18 protein-coding genes and 1 riboswitch are annotated in these 17370 nt (G+C 56.8%); of the genes, 13 read left to right on the forward strand and 5 right to left on the reverse strand.

Annotated elements, in window-relative coordinates; genetic code table 11:
• Positions 1 to 51: 51 nt before the first annotated feature.
• The gene (locus tag AC790_RS03615) at positions 52 to 870 is read right to left on the reverse strand and encodes a pyridoxal phosphatase (RefSeq protein WP_007890612.1); all 819 of its coding nucleotides are present in this window, start codon (positions 868 to 870) and stop codon (positions 52 to 54) included.
• Positions 871 to 1018: 148 nt separating this feature from the next.
• Here AC790_RS03615 and pgl point away from each other — a divergent pair, with 148 nt between their 5' ends.
• Positions 1019 to 2014, forward strand: a complete 996-nt coding sequence (gene pgl / locus AC790_RS03620; RefSeq protein WP_049850929.1) for a 6-phosphogluconolactonase — start codon at positions 1019 to 1021, stop codon at positions 2012 to 2014.
• A gap of 36 nt (positions 2015 to 2050) precedes the next feature.
• On the opposite strand, the gene AC790_RS03625 is transcribed toward pgl, so the two are convergent.
• Both AC790_RS03625 and bioA read right to left on the reverse strand, forming a co-directional pair.
• A complete protein-coding gene (locus AC790_RS03625) occupies positions 2051 to 2527 on the reverse strand; it encodes a kinase inhibitor (protein ID WP_007890610.1) in 477 nt (158 codons plus the stop codon).
• 28 nt (positions 2528 to 2555) lie between these two features.
• Entirely contained in the window at positions 2556 to 3851 is a 1296-nt protein-coding gene (gene bioA, locus AC790_RS03630) for an adenosylmethionine--8-amino-7-oxononanoate transaminase (RefSeq protein ID WP_049850930.1), read from the reverse strand.
• An 88-nt stretch (positions 3852 to 3939) separates the two neighbouring features.
• Here bioA and bioB point away from each other — a divergent pair, with 88 nt between their 5' ends.
• From bioB to bioD, 4 genes are read left to right on the forward strand one after another with little or no spacing between them, the layout of a single operon-like run.
• A complete protein-coding gene (bioB, locus tag AC790_RS03635) occupies positions 3940 to 4971 on the forward strand; it encodes a biotin synthase BioB (protein WP_049850931.1) in 1032 nt (343 codons plus the stop codon).
• The gene (gene bioF, locus AC790_RS03640; protein ID WP_049850932.1) at positions 4972 to 6123 is read left to right on the forward strand and encodes an 8-amino-7-oxononanoate synthase; all 1152 of its coding nucleotides are present in this window, start codon (positions 4972 to 4974) and stop codon (positions 6121 to 6123) included.
• Positions 6107 to 6862, forward strand: a complete 756-nt coding sequence (bioC, locus tag AC790_RS03645; RefSeq protein WP_049850933.1) for a malonyl-ACP O-methyltransferase BioC — start codon at positions 6107 to 6109, stop codon at positions 6860 to 6862. Before bioF ends, bioC begins: the two co-directional genes overlap by 17 nt.
• Positions 6859 to 7530: a dethiobiotin synthase gene (bioD, locus tag AC790_RS03650; RefSeq protein ID WP_049850934.1), complete on the forward strand. Its 672-nt coding sequence runs from the start codon at positions 6859 to 6861 to the stop codon at positions 7528 to 7530. The genes bioC and bioD overlap by 4 nt, the downstream gene beginning before the upstream one ends.
• A 31-nt stretch (positions 7531 to 7561) precedes the next feature.
• Here the strand turns inward: bioD and AC790_RS03655 are convergent, their stop codons facing one another.
• The gene (locus AC790_RS03655; protein ID WP_049850935.1) at positions 7562 to 8278 is read right to left on the reverse strand and encodes an ABC transporter ATP-binding protein; all 717 of its coding nucleotides are present in this window, start codon (positions 8276 to 8278) and stop codon (positions 7562 to 7564) included.
• Between the two features lie 904 nt (positions 8279 to 9182).
• Between AC790_RS03655 and uvrB the strand changes: the two genes are divergently transcribed.
• The gene (uvrB, locus tag AC790_RS03660; protein WP_007890603.1) at positions 9183 to 11204 is read left to right on the forward strand and encodes an excinuclease ABC subunit UvrB; all 2022 of its coding nucleotides are present in this window, start codon (positions 9183 to 9185) and stop codon (positions 11202 to 11204) included.
• A 268-nt stretch (positions 11205 to 11472) separates the two neighbouring features.
• Here the strand turns inward: uvrB and yvcK are convergent, their stop codons facing one another.
• Entirely contained in the window at positions 11473 to 12375 is a 903-nt protein-coding gene (gene yvcK / locus AC790_RS03665; protein ID WP_007890602.1) for a uridine diphosphate-N-acetylglucosamine-binding protein YvcK, read from the reverse strand.
• Positions 12376 to 12570: 195 nt separating this feature from the next.
• Positions 12571 to 12706, forward strand: a riboswitch (molybdenum cofactor riboswitch).
• Between yvcK and moaA the strand changes: the two genes are divergently transcribed.
• The 7 genes from moaA (at position 12696) to AC790_RS03700 (ending at position 17338) form a co-directional block, all read left to right on the forward strand.
• Positions 12696 to 13682 (forward strand): GTP 3',8-cyclase MoaA, encoded by a 987-nt coding sequence (moaA, locus tag AC790_RS03670; RefSeq protein WP_049850936.1) that lies wholly within the window; start codon positions 12696 to 12698, stop codon positions 13680 to 13682. (Overlaps the previous riboswitch by 11 nt.)
• A gap of 17 nt (positions 13683 to 13699) precedes the next feature.
• Positions 13700 to 14215 (forward strand): molybdenum cofactor biosynthesis protein B, encoded by a 516-nt coding sequence (gene moaB, locus AC790_RS03675; protein WP_007890600.1) that lies wholly within the window; start codon positions 13700 to 13702, stop codon positions 14213 to 14215.
• Positions 14216 to 14217: 2 nt separating this feature from the next.
• Positions 14218 to 14703, forward strand: coding sequence for a cyclic pyranopterin monophosphate synthase MoaC (moaC, locus tag AC790_RS03680; protein ID WP_007890599.1), 486 nt, complete (start codon positions 14218 to 14220; stop codon positions 14701 to 14703).
• On the forward strand, positions 14696 to 14941 hold the full coding sequence (moaD, locus tag AC790_RS03685) for a molybdopterin synthase sulfur carrier subunit (protein WP_049850937.1): 246 nt from the start codon (positions 14696 to 14698) through the stop codon (positions 14939 to 14941). The genes moaC and moaD overlap by 8 nt, the downstream gene beginning before the upstream one ends.
• A gap of 2 nt (positions 14942 to 14943) precedes the next feature.
• On the forward strand, positions 14944 to 15396 hold the full coding sequence (moaE, locus tag AC790_RS03690; RefSeq protein ID WP_049850938.1) for a molybdopterin synthase catalytic subunit MoaE: 453 nt from the start codon (positions 14944 to 14946) through the stop codon (positions 15394 to 15396).
• An 80-nt stretch (positions 15397 to 15476) separates the two neighbouring features.
• Positions 15477 to 16571, forward strand: coding sequence for a DUF1615 domain-containing protein (locus tag AC790_RS03695; RefSeq protein WP_007890596.1), 1095 nt, complete (start codon positions 15477 to 15479; stop codon positions 16569 to 16571).
• A 59-nt stretch (positions 16572 to 16630) separates the two neighbouring features.
• Positions 16631 to 17338: a Bax inhibitor-1/YccA family protein gene (locus AC790_RS03700; protein ID WP_007890595.1), complete on the forward strand. Its 708-nt coding sequence runs from the start codon at positions 16631 to 16633 to the stop codon at positions 17336 to 17338.
• Positions 17339 to 17370: the final 32 nt, after the last annotated feature.

A 17370-nucleotide genomic window follows, 5' to 3' on the forward strand; every position in this document is an offset into this window, starting at 1 on the left:
TGCACGGTTTGATAAAATCGGCGCAATAAATTGCGCCGCTACATCCTATGGTTACAGGATTTCCTGGTTTATCACTTCGGCGATGCCCGGCTCCAGATTGGTGCCAATCACCTTTTTGGCGCGTGCTTTGATGGCGTCATCGGCATTGCCCATCGCCACACCTAATCCTACCTGTTCCAGCATGCTGAGATCGTTGTAGTTGTCGCCAAATGCCAGCACGTCTTGCATGCTGAAGCCCTGACTTTCCACCCACTGCGCCAGACGCTTGCCTTTGCTGTTGCCGCCTTTGGCGATATCCACCTGATCGTGCCACGACCACTCACAGGCCAGCCCCAATTCCGCTTCGGTGCGCTCGGCAAACTGCTGCAGCGCACGCGTATCCGGATGCGACAGCGCGAATTTCCAGATCGAAGTGGCTTCCATTGCGGCCTGCGCCAGACTGGGCACCTGCAGGAACAGCGGACGCTGCGCTTCCGGCAGCGATTGCGCCCAGTTTAGCGTTCGCGTTACATGACCTGTTGGCGTCTGATACAGCATCGCATCATCAACATACAGCAGACCATGGATGTTCTCTTCATCCAGCATCTCAATCACACGGGCGGCTTTGTTTTTCTCAAGCGGATCGGCAGCCAGCACCTTTTTCGCCGGATAATCATACAAATAGGTGCCATTACAGCATATCGCGGGTGTATCGAGCTTAAGTGCCTGATAAAAAGGGTGGATGGCGCAGTGGTGGCGACCGGTAACGATCAACACTTTCACGCCCGCCTGTTGTGCGCGGGCCAGCGCTTCGATGGATTCAGGCAGAATGGTTTTATTCGGGGTCAGCAGGGTGCCGTCGAGGTCAAGGGCGATTACGCGGTAGCTCATTACACTTTCCGTCCGGGAGTTGGCAAAGCATTGAGTCTACACCCGGCAGCGGCCCTGAGACAAAAAACAGGGCACAAATGAATCCAGCGCGACAAAATGAAACGCGCTACAGTTATCCCTTTCATCAGGCAGCGAATAAGGAAAACGCATGAAACAAGTCGTGTATACCGCCAGTCCCGAGAGCCAGCAGATCCATGCCTGGCAGTTGCAGGAAGATGGCGCACTGACGTTATTGCAGGTAACGGATGTTGCCGGCCAGGTGCAGCCAATGGTGGTGAGCCCGAAGAAAGATTTTCTCTATGTGGGTGTTCGTCCGAATTTTCGCGTGCTGGCGTTCCGCATTGCGGCCGACGGTACCCTGAGCCTGGCCGGTGAAGCGCCGTTGCCGGGCAGCCCAACGCACATCTCTACCGATCGTCACGGCAACTACCTGTTCTGCGGCTCGTATAACGATGCCTGCGTCAGCGTCAGCCCCATTGGTAGCGATGGCTTGCCGCAGGCACCAAGCCAGGTGATTAACGGCTTAGACGGTTGCCACTCGGCAAACATCGACCTGAACAACCAAACGCTGTTTGTACCGGCCTTGAAGCAGGATCGTATCTGCCTGTACCAGCTGAATGCTGACGGCACCCTGGCACCGCGTGAGCAGGCGCAGGTCACCACCGTTGAAGGCGCGGGGCCGCGTCATATGGCTTTCCACCCGAATGGCGCGTATGGCTACGTGGTGAACGAACTGGATAGCACGGTCGATGTCTGGGCGCTCAACAACGTGCACGGTCAGGTTGAGCGCGTGCAAAGCCTCGATATGATGCCGAAAGATTTCAGCGATACGCGTTGGGCGGCTGACATCCATATCACGCCGGATGGACGCTTCCTCTATGCTTGTGACCGCACCAGCAGCACCATTACGGTGTTCAGCATCAGTGAAGATGGTGCCGTGCTGGCGATTGAAGGCTTCCAGCCAACTGAAACGCAGCCGCGCGGTTTCAACATTGACCATAGCGGCCAATATCTGGTGGCGGCGGGACAGAAATCGCACCATATCGAAGTGTATAAAATTCAGGAGCGCGGCCTGCTGAATCCGCTGGCGCGTTATGCGGTAGGACAAGGCCCGATGTGGGTGGTGATTCACGCACTGGGTTAATCAATCAAAAACGGCGCCGAGGGCGCCGTTTTTATATCAGGCATACTTCACGGTAATCGAGGCACTCGCCAGCGCATGAAAATGCACGTTAAAGCCGACCATCGCGCCGCTGGCACCTTCATCCACTTCAATCTTGTCGGTATCCAGCGCATGCACCGTAAAGATATAGCGATGCGATTCGCCCTGCGGGGGGGCCGCACCACCATAGCCGGTTTGGCCAAAATCGGTGCGCGTCTGAATGGCGCTCTCCGGCAGCTCTGCCACGCCAGAACCGGCACCTTGCGGCAGCACGGTCACCTCGGCGGGGATGTTCGCTACCACCCAGTGCCACCAGCCGGAACCGGTTGGCGCGTCGGGATCGTAGCAGGTCACGACAAAGCTCTTAGTGCCCGCCGGGACATCATCCCACGCCAGATGGGGTGACAAATTGTCGCCCTGATAACCCATGCCGTTGAAAACGTGTCGTTCTGGCATCTTATCGCCATCGTTAAAATCCTGGCTGAATACGCGCATGATCTCTCCTGTTTAGTGTGCAGTGTTCTCAATCATGGTGGAAATGCGCCGCAACATCCAGTGCCGCGCTGAGCGCTTGCGTCAGCTGCGTCAGTTCGGCGGCAGAAATCAGATAAGGTGGCATCAGATAAATGAGGCGGCCAAACGGGCGAATCCACACGCCGCGCTCGACGAAGAACTGCTGCAGCGCCGCCATGTTCACCGCCTGATGGGTTTCGACAACGCCAATGGCGCCTAGCACGCGCGCATCGGCCACCGCGCTATGGCTGCGCAGCGGCAGCAGCTCGGCCCGCAGCTGCTGTTCGATAGCCGCTACCTGTGTCGTCCAGTGACCTTCATTAATCATTGCCAGACTTTCCACCGCCACCGCACAGGCCAGCGGATTGCCCATAAAAGTTGGGCCGTGCATAAAGCAGCCAGCCGCGCTGCGGCTAATGGTATCGGCGACTTCCCGCGTGGTTAGCGTGGCGGAGAGCGTCATGGTGCCGCCGGTGAGCGCTTTGCCGAGGCAGAGAATGTCCGGCGTGATACCCGCATGTTCGCAGGCGAACAGTTTGCCGCTACGACCAAAGCCGGTGGCGATCTCATCGGCAATCAGCAGTAATCCGTAGCGATCGCACAGCTCACGCACCTGCTGCAGATAACGCGGGTGATAGAAGCGCATGCCGCCCGCGCCTTGCACAATCGGTTCAAGAATAACTGCGGCAATCTCGCGATGGTGCGTTTCTGCCAGCTGCGCGAAATCGGCGAAATCCGCCTCATTCCACCCATCATCGAATGCGCACTGCGGCGCATTGGCAAACAGGTGTTCCGGCAGATAACCGCGCCACAGGCTGTGCATCGAGTTTTGCGGATCGCACACCGACATGGCGGCAAATGTATCGCCGTGATAACCCCGCTTCAGCGTGAGAAATTTCTGCCGCGTCTGATTGCGTCCCAGCCAGTATTGCAGCGCCATTTTCATCGATACTTCGACGGCGATCGAACCCGAATCGGCGAGGAATACGCACTCCAGCGCGTCGGGCGTCATGGCAATCAACTGGCGGCTCAGCTCAACCGCCGCTGGGTGGGTAATACCGCCGAACATCACGTGCGACATCTGCGCCATTTGCTGCTGCAGCGCCTGGTTGAGACGCGGATGGTTGTAGCCGTGAATCGCCGCCCACCACGACGACATGCCATCAACCAGTTCACGTCCATCGGCCAGCTGCAGCTGGCAGCCGTGCGCTGCCACAACCGGATAACAGGGCAGGGGATCGCGCATCGACGTATAGGGATGCCAGATATGCTGGCGGTCAAAGTTGAGGTCGTCCTGAGTGAACATGCGTATTGTAAACCATTTTAAAAAGATTTAGTTTACAAGTATAACCACGTTAATCGTCGGGATGAACCCCCTTTTTTTGGAGTAAGTAATGGCAAACCGCTGGACACTGACACAAGCTCAGGCACTGTTCGATAAACCTTTCCTTGAGTTGATGTTTGAAGCGCAGCAAGTGCATCGTCAACATTTCGATCCGCGTCAGGTACAGGTCAGTACGCTGCTGTCGATCAAAACCGGTGCCTGCCCGGAGGACTGTAAATACTGTCCGCAAAGCGCACGCTATAAAACCGGTCTGGAATCTGAGCGTCTGATGGAGGTGGATGCGGTGCTGGAATCGGCGCGCAAAGCCAAAGCAGCGGGCTCAAGCCGTTTCTGCATGGGCGCGGCGTGGAAAAACCCGCACGAGCGCGATATGCCGTACCTGCAGCAAATGGTGCAGGGCGTAAAAGCGATGGGCATGGAAACCTGTATGACGCTCGGTACGCTGGATGGCAGCCAGGCGCAGCGCCTGGCTGAAGCTGGCCTCGATTTCTACAACCACAACCTCGATACCTCGCCAGAGTTTTACGGCAACATCATCACCACTCGCAGCTATCAGGAGCGTCTGGATACGCTGGATAAAGTGCGCGGCGCGGGCATAAAAGTGTGTTCGGGCGGCATCGTAGGCCTGGGTGAAACGGTGAAAGATCGTGCGGGCCTGCTGGTGCAGCTGGCCAATCTGCCAACGCCGCCGGAGAGCGTGCCGATCAACATGTTGGTGAAGGTGAAAGGCACGCCGCTGGCGGATAACGAGGATGTTGAACCCTTCGATTTCATCCGCACCATCGCCGTGGCGCGCATCATGATGCCATCCTCGCACGTGCGTCTTTCTGCCGGGCGCGAGCAGATGAGTGAGCAGACTCAGGCGATGTGCTTTATGGCCGGTGCCAACTCGATCTTCTACGGCTGCAAGCTGCTGACCACGCCAAACCCGGAAGAGGATAAGGATCTGATTCTGTTCCGCAAACTGGGCCTCAATCCAGAACATACTGCGACCACGGCGGGTGATAATGAGCAGCAGTATCAGCTCAGCGAGCAGCTGCTGCACGCCGATACCGAGCAGTTCTACAACGCGGCAGTGTAAATGGGCTGGTCACAACGTATCGATCAGGCGCTGGCGGCACGTCGAGCGGCCGATGGCTGGCGGCAGCGACGTCCTATTGCGCACAACAGCGTGCGCGAAATTACGCTGGAGGGTCAGCGTTATCGCCACTTCTCAAGCAATGATTATCTCGGATTGAGTCAGCATCCGGCGGTCATCGCTGCATGGCAGCAGGGCGCGGTTGAATCGGGCGCGGGCGCGGGTGCATCCGGACACGTTACCGGTTACAGCCGTCATCACGCACAGCTCGAGGAGCAGCTGGCCGACTGGCTCGGCTACTCGCGCGCGCTGCTGTTTATCTCGGGATTTGCCGCCAATCAGGCGGTGATCCATCTGCTGGCAGAAAAGCAGGACCGCATCTTTGCCGACAAGCTGGCGCACGCTTCGCTGCTGGATGCCGCCAGCCATAGCCCGGCGAGTCTGCGTCGCTTTGCGCATAATCAGCCAGAGAGTCTGGCGAAACTGCTGGCTACGCCGGCGGACGGCGGCACACTGGTGGTGACCGAAGGCGTGTTCAGCATGGATGGTGACAGTGCGCCGCTTGCTGCTATCGCGGAACAGACGCGGCGCGGCAACGGCTGGTTGCTGGTGGATGATGCGCACGGTATCGGTGTTACCGGTGCACAAGGACGCGGCAGCTGTTGGCAGCAGCAGGTGAAACCGGAGCTGCTGATTGTCACCTTTGGTAAAGGATTTGGCGTCAGCGGCGCCGCGCTGCTGTGCGATGACGCCACCGCCGATTATGTCGAACAATTTTCACGCCATTTGATCTACTCCACCGCGATGCCACCGGCGCAGTGCTGCGCGCTGCTGGCGGCGCTGCGGCAGATTCAGCAAGGCGATGCGCTGCGTGAGCGGCTGCACAGCCACATTGCGCGCTTCCGCGCCGGCGCTGCGGATTTGCCGTGGCAGTTAGGCGCATCCAATAGCGCCATCCAACCCTTAATCATCGGCGAAAACAGTGCGGCGCTGGCGTTGTCGCAGCGGCTGGCGCAAGCCGGCTGTTGGGTGAGCGCGATTCGTCCGCCTACCGTACCACCGGGCACGGCGCGGCTGCGTATCACGCTCACGGCTGCGCATCATACCGATGACATAGATCGTTTGCTGGAGGCGCTGTATGACGCTGCAGGTTAACAAACAGGCGGTGGCGAAGGCATTTGGTCGGGCGGCTCCGCATTATGAACAGCATGCGCAGCTACAGCGACTGAGCGGCGAGGCGTTGCTGGCGCTGGCTCCGGCCGGTTTTGGTCCGCATCTGCTGGATGCCGGCTGTGGTACCGGCTGGTATAGCCGCTACTGGCGCGATCGCGGATGCACGCTGACGGCGCTCGATCTCTCACCCAACATGCTGCAAACGGCGCGCGAGCGACAATCGGCGCATGACTATGTGCTGGGTGATATTGATGATCTCCCGCTCGCGGATGCCAGCGTTGACGGTGTGTGGAGCAACCTGGCGGTGCAGTGGAGCAGCGATCTGCGCACTGCGCTGCAGCAATGCTTGCGCGTCACGCGGCCGGGCGGCACGGTGCTGTTTTCCACGCTGCTCGACGGTTCGCTGCATGAAGTGCATCGGGCGTGGGCGCAGCTGGATGGTCGTCGTCACGCTAATCGTTTCCTCAGCGCCGCACAGTTTCATGCCGCCACTGTCGCCCTGCCGATGCAGGCAGAGCAGCAGATCGTTACGCTGCATTTCCCGAGCGCGCTCAGCGCGATGCGCTCCCTGAAAGGCATTGGTGCCACACATCTGCACGATGGACGCGGCGCCAGCGCCGTGACGCGTTCCCAGTTAGCCCAACTTGAACAGTATTGGCCGCAGGATCAGGCCGGATATCGCCTCAGCTATCACCTGATGTATGGAGTTTTAACGAAATGACACGTTGGTTTATTACCGGAACCGATACCGAAGTAGGCAAAACCGTGGCCAGCGGTGCGCTGTTGCAGGCAGCAAGTGCCGCAGGATTGCGCACCGCAGGTTACAAGCCGGTAGCATCCGGCTGCGAAATGACGCCGGACGGCATCCGCAATAGCGATGCGCTGGCGTTGCAGCGCTACAGCAGCCTGGCGCTGCGTTACGAGCAGGTGAATCCACTGGCGTTCCTCGAACCGACATCGCCGCATATTATTAGTGCGGAAGAGGGCAGGCCGATCGCGTTTGCGGCACTGTCAGCGGGTTTGCGCGCGCTGGAGCAGCAGGCGGAGTGGATATTGGTTGAGGGCGCGGGCGGTTGGTTTACGCCGTTATCTGAGACGCAAACTTACGCCGATTGGGTGGAAGCCGAGCAGTTGCCGGTGATCCTGGTGGTGGGCGTTAAGTTAGGCTGTATCAACCATGCGATGCTCACCGCCGAAGCGGTAAAAGCGCGCGGGTTACGTCTGGCGGGCTGGATTGCTAATGATATCCAGCCGCCGGGCAAACGCCATCAGGAATATATCGCCACGCTGCGTCAACGTATTGACGCGCCGTTGCTGGGTGAGATCCCGCATCTTACTGATGAGGCGCAGCAGGCCGAGTGCGGGCGCTATCTGACACTACCGCAATAAACCAGGTCGCCATTTATGGCGACCTGGATATCTAAGTCGCGGTTAACCACTTACTCACGGTAACGTCATCCAGCTGCGCCACTTTGCCGTGCGCTACGTTGCGTCCGCGATGCAGCAGCAGGAAGTAGTCGGCGACGCGACGAATGAAGGATACGTGCTGCTCCAGCAGCAGAATCGTCAAACCATATTCCCGGTTGAGCCGACGAATCAGATTGCCCATCTCCTCCTCCAGCCACGGCGACATCCCTTCCGTCGGCTCATCCAGAATCACCAGCTTCGGTTGCAGCACCAGCGCGCGCGCCAGCGCCAGATGTTGCTGCTGATCCATCGGTAACTCGCCGCTGCGTTGATGGCGCAGTGAATAGAGCGCAGGAAAAAGATCAAACACCATTTCAGGAATGGCGCGGCTGCGATCGTCCTGTGCCGCCATCAGGGCAATCAGTAGGTTATCCTCCACGCTCATCTGCGAGAAGATATGCCGGCCTTGCGGCACATATCCAATGCCGGTGCGGGCGCGCAGCTCCGCGGGCTGCAGCAGCAAATCTTCCGGGGGTGAGCCATCCTCCTGCCAGGTCATTGAACCGCTGTTAATCGGCAAGCGACCCATGATGCAGTTCACTAACGTGGTTTTGCCCATGCCTGGACTGCCCAGCACGCCCGTGCAGGTGCCGGGTGGCAGATCGAGATCCACATCCCATAGGATGTGGTTTTGACCGTAAAACTGATTCACCGAACGTAAACTCAGCATCTGACATACTCCTTCCAGATTATTAGCCTGAATGCTCCCGCTCTGTGTCGTCTGGCATACAGTCGTGCACGATTGATGGACACCATTGTCGTCGGCAATAGCCGATATGGACTCGTCACTCCATACCGCTAATCATTGCAATTCCCAGGCCAGGTTAAAGATATAAGCGGGTCATCGTCTGAAACCGAGCAAATAAGCGCTTAAAAGTTGAGTAACGCTTAACAATTCCAGACGGTGATAAATCGGCTGCACTTTGACGGTGCTGACTGCTCAACGTTTCTGGTGCATCTGATCGTTCGTAAAGCACGCACTGAAGAAATAAGTGGCCTTAACGGCGGGTTTTTCTACGCGTAAACGCCCGTTGATGGGCAAAAAGAGGAGGTTAATGCGACACGCAATGAGAGAAAAATAAATACGAAAATAAATTTTTTCGCCCTTAAAAAGACGCGGGAGAAAATTATACACAGCTGATGGGCTCGGGGCTGGATTCACTTATCCACCATTACTGTGGATAACCTTGTGCATTAGCGACTGAAAACCGGGCGCAAGCGAGTAAATTCGCGGCCTTCATACATTATGATGAGAATATGGGCTTTTAGGTGAAATTTAATTAAAACAGCAGGTTAACTAAAATCAAGCATGCGATTTATCTGCCTTGTCATCAGACTGCAATTTAATGACACTCTATTGACAAATGTTAAAAGCGTCCTCCCTTTGGGGATAACATTGCGCAACAACAGCTTGCTGCTTGCCGCATAAATTGCACTGAAGAAAATCATCGGCACGTGCCATAATCGTGCAAGGTTACTGTGATTATGTCCAGTATTTTTTTCTGGCAAATTCGCCATAGCAGAGTAGAATTAGCAGCCTGCCCGCCGACTTCATCTGCTGGAACCGCCAAAACATGAGCAAAGCCTTTAAACTCAACTCCGCTTTCAAGCCTTCAGGCGATCAACCTGAGGCCATTCGCCGCCTTGAAGAGGGCCTTGAGGATGGGCTCGCGCATCAAACGCTGTTGGGCGTAACCGGCTCAGGTAAAACCTTTACCGTGGCGAACGTGATAGCTGACCTGAATCGGCCGACCATGGTGCTGGCGCCGAATAAAACCCTGGCAGCGCAGCTGTATGGCGAAATGAAGGAGTTCTTCCCGGATAACGCGGTGGAGTTTTTCGTCTCTTACTACGATTACTATCAGCCTGAAGCCTATGTGCCGAGCTCTGACACCTTTATCGAGAAAGATGCGTCGGTGAATGAACACATTGAGCAGATGCGTCTCTCGGCCACCAAAGCGCTGCTCGAGCGTCGTGATGTGATTGTGGTGGCCTCGGTTTCTGCCATCTACGGTCTGGGCGATCCAGACCTCTATTTAAAAATGATGCTGCACTTAACGCGCGGCATGATTATCGATCAGCGCAGCATTTTGCGTCGTCTGGCGGAGCTGCAATATGCGCGCAACGATCAGGCTTTCCAGCGCGGGACTTTCCGCGTACGTGGCGAAGTGATTGATGTGTTTCCGGCCGAATCGGACGATATTGCGCTGCGTATTGAGCTATTTGACGAAGAAGTTGAGCGGTTGTCGCTGTTCGATCCGCTCACCGGCCAGATTGACTCCGTCATTCCACGCTTTACCGTCTATCCCAAAACGCACTACGTGACGCCGCGCGAGCGCATTCTGCAGGCGATGGAAGATATCAAAGTTGAGCTGGTGGATCGCCGTAAGGTGCTGCTGGAGAACAATAAGCTACTGGAAGAGCAGCGTATTTCTCAGCGTACCCAGTTCGATTTAGAGATGATGAACGAGCTGGGTTACTGCTCCGGTATCGAAAACTACTCGCGCTATCTTTCTGGCCGTGGACCGGGCGAGCCGCCGCCGACCCTGTTTGATTACCTACCAGCAGATGGTTTGCTGGTGGTCGATGAATCGCACGTGACCATTCCGCAGATTGGCGGCATGTATCGCGGCGACCGGGCGCGCAAAGAGACGCTGGTGGAGTATGGCTTCCGCTTGCCGTCGGCGCTGGATAACCGCCCGATGAAGTTTGAAGAGTTTGAGGCTTCAGCGCCGCAAACCATTTATGTCTCGGCGACACCGGGCAACTACGAGCTGGAAAAATCGGGCAGCGAAGTGATCGATCAGCTGGTGCGTCCAACCGGCCTGCTCGATCCGATTCTCGAAGTGCGTCCGGTGGCGACGCAGGTCGACGATCTGCTGTCAGAAATCCGCAAGCGTGTGGAGATTAACGAGCGCGTGCTGGTTACGGTGCTGACCAAGCGCATGGCGGAAGATCTCACCGAATATCTGGTCGAGCACGGCGAGAAGGTGCGCTATCTGCACTCTGATATCGATACCGTAGAGCGTATGGAGATCATCCGCGATTTGCGCCTCGGCGAATTTGATGTGCTGGTCGGCATTAACTTGCTGCGTGAAGGGTTAGATATGCCGGAAGTGTCGCTGGTGGCGATTCTGGATGCCGATAAAGAGGGCTTCCTGCGTTCTGAGCGCTCCCTGATCCAGACCATCGGCCGCGCCGCGCGTAACATCAACGGCCGGGCGATTCTCTACGCCGACAAAATTACCCCATCGATGGAGCGCGCGATGGGCGAAACCGAGCGCCGTCGTGAGAAGCAGCAAAAATACAACGAAGAGAATGGCATCGTGCCGCAAGGGCTCAACAAGAAGATCACTGATATTCTTGAGCTCGGCAAAAACGTGGTAAAAACGCGCGGCAAAGGCAAAACCGCCTCGCGCACTGCGGCAGAAGCAGAAGCCAACTACATGGCGCTTACGCCACAGGCGATGCAGAAAAAAATTCACGAGCTGGAAGGGCAGATGCAGCAGCATGCGCAGAATCTGGAGTTCGAAGAGGCGGCCAGCGTGCGCGATCAGTTACATCAGCTGCGCGAACTGTTTATTGCTGCTTCGTAGTGCCTGCGTAGGGTGCGCATTAATGCGCACCAAGACGGGTGGTCGCCATGAATGGCGACCCTACGAGCATGTAATGTGGTTTTCGTAGGGTGCGCATTAATGCGCACCGAGACGGCTGGTCGCCATAAATGGCAACCCTACGAGCATGCAATGTGGTTTTCGTAGGGGGCGCATTAATGCGCACCGAGACGGCTGGTCGCCATAAATGGCAATCCTACGAGCATGCAATATGGTTTTCGTAGGGTGCGCATTAATGCGCACCTGGAAGCTAAACCGCTTGAATCGCGTGTTCTAGCGCGATGCGCAGCAGCTGGCGGTCGTGTCGATATTTAATATCGGCGGCTTCCAGCGGTTCGCGAATGATTAAGCGTTGTTCCACACCGGCAATATCCGCTGACGGCCCGACGACAATCGCATCAATCACCCGCTTGCCAATGGCTTTTTCCATGATCGCCAGCTTATCCGCGACATTCAGACTGGCGGCTGCCGGGCTCAATTCGCGGCCAAGATTGCCGATAAATACCATGGTGGCAGGCGTGCGACGCAGCGCACGCGCCATATCTTCCATCAACAAAATGGGCATCAGGCTGGTGTAAAAACTGCCGGGGCCGATCAGAATCAAGTCGGCTTCGCCTATTGCCTCGATCGCTTCACGCGTCGGCTGCACGTTGGGATGCAGCATCAACTCTTCGGGCGGCTGTCTCATTTCATCAATCGCGGTTTCGCCGTATACCATATTCCCTTCGCCATCCTGAGCCACCAGATCGACCGGCTGTTCCGACATGGGGATAAGAAATGCATCGACTTTGAGCAGATTGCGAATGATGTTAATCGCCTCCAGTGGCCGCACGCTGAGGTGATCCAGCGCTTTAAGCATCAGATTGCCAAGGTTGTGGCCAGCTAACTCGCCGTTACCGCTAAAGCGATACTCAAACATCGCCGTCGCTACGCTAGGTTCGGTGATCAATTGATTGATGCAGTTGCGCATATCACCCCAGGCAATGCCGCCTTCCGAGCGGCGAATGCGGCCGGTGGAACCGCCATTATCGGTGGTGGTGACAATGCCGGTTAAGCGCGAGCCTAACGGTGCTAATGCTGACATCACGCGGCCCAGGCCGTGTCCGCCACCCAATGCCACCACGCGATCCAAATCTGCCAGGGTTCGATTCATGTTTCTCCTTTGTTGCTGACGTCCTCGCGTTGAGGCGTAGTTGAACTGATGTGCATCAATATCTGTGAGATATTTTACCGTATCCTGTCGCGAAAATGCGGTGAAAATACGTTATGTATCAATATATATAGCGAAATTCACTGATGGATGCTAATCGCTAATCGCGCTACCATTCGTTTTAACCGTGTTGTCCACAATGACAACAAACTCCCAAGCCTGGTTTCCTAAGTCGTTAATGATATGGAATGCAGGCCGCAGCCTTGAGCTGCCAGGGTGCAGAAAGAAATGACTGCATCTCCCGACTTTGGAAAGGTGTTCAGGTGCCACAATTTACAGATGCCTACGCGCGCAGCTTTTACTATCTGCGCCTGTCGGTCACGGATGTGTGTAACTTCCGTTGTACCTACTGCTTGCCGAACGGCTACAAGCCGAACGGAACGCACAACAAGAGCTTTCTCTCGCTGGATGAGATTCGTCGCGTGACGCGTGCCTTTGCGGCCGCGGGCACCGAAAAAGTGCGTCTGACCGGCGGCGAGCCCTCCATGCGCCGTGATTTTACCGACATTATCGCGGCAGTGCGCGAAAACGACGCCATCCGCCAGATTGCGATGACCACCAACGGTTACCGCATGGCGCGCGATGTAGGTGCCTGGCGTGCAGCCGGCCTCACCCATATTAACGTCAGCGTCGATAGCCTCGATGCGCGCCAGTTTCACGCCATAACCGGACAGGACAAATTTGCCGAGGTGATGGCGGGAATTGATGCCGCTTTTGATGCCGGTTTCGAGAAAGTGAAAGTCAACAGCGTGCTGATGCGTGATGTGAACAGCCATAGCCTCAGCACCTTCCTTGAATGGCTGCGCCTGCGGCCGATTCAACTACGCTTTATCGAGCTAATGGAAACCGGCGATGGCAGCGATCTGTTTCGCCGTCATCACATCTCTGGTGAAGTGATTCGCGATCAGCTGATCATGCAGGGCTGGCAGCGCCAGCCACGTGGCCGCAGCGACGGTCCGGCGCAGGTGTTTCGTCATCCCGATTATCAGGGCGAAGTGGGCCTGATCATGCCGTACGAGAAAGATTTCTGCGCCAGCTGCAACCGCCTGCGCGTTTCGGCGCTGGGCAACCTGCATCTGTGTCTGTTCGGCGATGGCGGCGTGTCGCTACGCGATCTGCTGGCGTCTGACGATCAGCAAGCGGAGTTGCAGGCGCGCATTGCGCACAGCCTTGGGCAGAAAAAGCAGACGCATTTCCTGCATCAGGGCAATACCGGCATCACGCAAAACCTCTCCTTTATTGGTGGCTAAACACAGGAGTTACGGCCATGGGTAAACCTTCCGGCGAATTTGTCGCCTTAAATGTGGCGGTGATGACCGTCTCTGACAGCCGCGATGCCAGCAATGACACCTCCGGCGATTTCCTGCGTGAAGCCCTGGCAGAAGCCGGGCATCAGGTGGTGGACCGCGCGCTGGTGCCGGACAACCGCTATCGCATTCGCGCCACGGTATCGCGCTGGATCGCCAGCGACGATGTGCAGGTGGTGATCGTCAATGGCGGCACCGGTTTTAACAGCAAAAACAGCACGCCTGAAGCCTTGCTGCCGCTGTTTGATCGCGAAATCGAAGGCTTTGGTGAGCTGTTTCGCATGATCTCCTATGAAGAGATTGGCAGCTCGACGCTGCAGTCGCGTGCTGTCGCCGGTTTGGCCAATCAGACGTTGATTTTTGCCGTGCCGGGATCGACCAACGCCTGCCGCAGCGGCTGGGAACGCATTATTGAAGATCAGCTGGATGCGCGTACGCGTCCGTGTAATTTTGTCTCTCATTTGAAGAAGTTGTAAGCATGTCATCCTTAACGCATATCAATGCCGCTGGCGAAGCCCACATGGTGGATGTCTCTGGCAAAACCGAAACGGTGCGTGAAGCCCAGGCCGAAGCGCTGGTGCTGATGAGCGCCGAAACGCTGCAGATGATTATCGACGGCAGCCACCACAAAGGTGACGTGTTCGCCACCGCACGTATCGCCGGCATTCAGGCGGCGAAACGTACCTGGGAACTGATTCCGCTGTGCCATCCGCTGATGTTGAGCAAAGTGGAAGTGACCTTAATTGCCGAACCGGAACACAACCGCGTGCGGGTGACCTCGCTTTGCCGCCTGAGCGGGAAAACCGGCGTCGAAATGGAAGCGTTGACCGCGGCGTCCGTTGCGGCGCTCACAATCTATGACATGTGCAAAGCGGTGCAGAAGGATATCGTCATCGACCAACTGCGTTTGCTGAGCAAAAGCGGCGGAAAATCCGGTGATTTCAAGGTGGTGAGCCATGATTAAGGTGCTGTTTTTTGCCCAGGTGCGCGAATTAACCGGTACCAGCACGCTGGAACTGGCGCCAGAATACGCCGATGTTGCCACGCTGCGTGCGGCGTTAGCCGGGAAGGGCGATCGCTGGGCGCTGGCGCTGGAATCGGGAAAATTGCTGGCCGCAGTCAATCAAACGCTGGTGCCAATGAGCCATCCGCTGCGTGCGGGTGATGAAGTGGCGTTCTTCCCGCCGGTTACCGGAGGCTGATGATGGAGACGCGGATTCGGGTGGGTACAGCACCTTTCAACGTCGGTGAGGAGTATGAAAAACTGTCGGCTGATGACAGCGATGGCGCGGTGGTGACCTTCACCGGTAAAGTGCGCAATCACAATCTCGGCGACGCTGTGGCGGCGCTGACGTTGGAACACTATCCCGGCATGACGGAGAAAGCGCTGGCGGAAATCGTCACGGAGGCACGTCAGCGCTGGGCGCTACAGCAGGTGACGGTAATTCACCGCGTCGGCGAACTGTTTCCCGGCGATGAAATCGTGTTTGTCGGCGTCAGCAGCGCCCATCGCGGCAACGCCTTCGCCGCCACCGAGTTCATCATGGATTACCTGAAAACCCGCGCGCCGTTCTGGAAGCGGGAAGCCACCGCAGAAGGCGATCGATGGGTGGATGCCCGCGATAGCGATCATCAAGCCGCCGAGCGCTGGAGCTAGCGCGCAAAATCCTCCCGCTCCGATAGCGGCAGGCCACTGAAAACGTTAAGGTACGGTTTTTGTTGGCGTCAGGGAGCAGGATGAAAACCACGAAGATGATAAAAGGCGCAGCATTGCTGGCTGCGCTAGTGCTGGCCGGTTGTAGCAGCAAAAAAGAGCCGCAGGCGCCGGCTCGTCAGCCCGCCGATGTCAAAAGCCAGATCCAGCAGTTGTTACCCAGCGACGTGAAACAAAAATCAGCCTGGGCCGACGATATCTATACCGCATTCCGCGTGCAGCAGATCGATGCCAGCGCCAGCAATATCTGCGCGGTGATTGCCGTCACCGATCAGGAATCTAACTTCAGCGCTGACGCGGAAGTGCCGGGGCTACCTAAAATCGCCTGGGGCGAAATCGATCGCCGCGCCGCGAAGGTGCATGTGCCGGCATTTCTGGTGCGTACCGCGCTGCTGATCAAATCGCCGAACGGTGAAAGCTATGCGGCGCGGCTGGATAAGGTGCGCAGCGAAAAAGAGCTGAGCGCCATCTTCGATGATTTTATCGATATGGTGCCGATGGGGCAGAAGCTGTTTGGTAACCTCAACCCGATTCATACCGGCGGCCCGATGCAGGTCAGCATTGAGTTTGCCGAAGCGCATGCGAAAGGTTATCCGTATGCAGTGGACGGATCGATTCGTCGCGAAGTGTTCACGCGACGCGGAGGCATCTACTTCGGTACGCTGCATTTACTGGGCTATCCGGCCGATTACAGTCAGCCGCTGTATCGCTTCGCCGACTTCAACGCTGGCTGGTACGCTAGCCGTAATGCCGCCTTCCAGGCCGCGATCGCCCGCGCCAGCGGCATTAAACTGGCACTGGATGGCGATCTGATCGTCTATGGCAGCGAGCAAGCCGGTTCTACCGAGCTGGCGGTGCGCAGCCTGAGTAAGCAATTGGATATGAGCAATCGCGAAATTCGCCGCGATCTGGAGAAGGGTGATAGCGCCGACTTCGCCAGCAGCACGCTGTGGAAACAGACGTTTATTCTCGCCGATAAGATGGCCGGAAAACGTGTGCCGCGTGAGATGCTGCCGGGTATTAAACTGGAAAGTCCAAAAATCACCCGTAACCTGACCACTGCCTGGTTTGCCCAACGTGTTAACAGCCGCTATCAACAGTGCTTGACGCGCCGTTGACGCAAACGGGTGTACACTCCAAACTTACAGAGTTTGTCTAACATTTAATGAGGCGCTTCATGGATCGATATCCACGTAATGATTCAATCGTGCAGCAGGCATCCACCTCGCTGCAGACCTACATGGCGCAGGTGTATGGCTGGATGACCTGCGGCTTGCTGCTCACCGCGTTTGTTTCGTGGTTTGCGGCCCGCACACCTGCAGTAATGGAACTGGTGTTTGCCAACCGCATCACCTTCTTCGGCCTGATCATCGCCCAGCTAGCGGTGGTGTTTGTGCTGTCGGGCATGGTGCATCGTCTGAGCGGGGCGGTCGCCACCGCACTGTTTATGCTCTATTCGGCGCTGACCGGCTTAACCATGGCGAGTATTTTCCTCGTTTACACCTATTCATCCATTGCCAGCACTTTCTTTGTAACGGCCGGAATGTTCGGGGCGATGAGCTTCTACGGCTACACCACTAAGCGCGACCTGAGCCGCTTTGGCAGCCTGCTGTTTATGGCGCTGATTGGTATTCTGTTGGCGTCACTGGTGAACTTCTGGCTGAAAAGCCCGGCGTTGATGTGGGCGATTACCTATATCGGCGTGGTGGTGTTTGTGGGTTTAACCGCCTATGACACGCAGAAGCTGAAAGCGATTGGCGAGAACATCAATGTGAACGACAAAGAGAACCTGCGTCGCACCTCAATTATGGGCGCGTTAACGCTGTATCTCGACTTCATCAACCTGTTCCTGATGCTGTTACGCATCTTCGGCAACCGCCGTTAACCGCCACAAATAGAGCTCCGAAACATTCCCTC

It is taken from the genome of Pantoea sp. RIT-PI-b (assembly GCF_001187905.1).
Classification (GTDB): domain Bacteria; phylum Pseudomonadota; class Gammaproteobacteria; order Enterobacterales; family Enterobacteriaceae; genus Pantoea; species Pantoea nemavictus.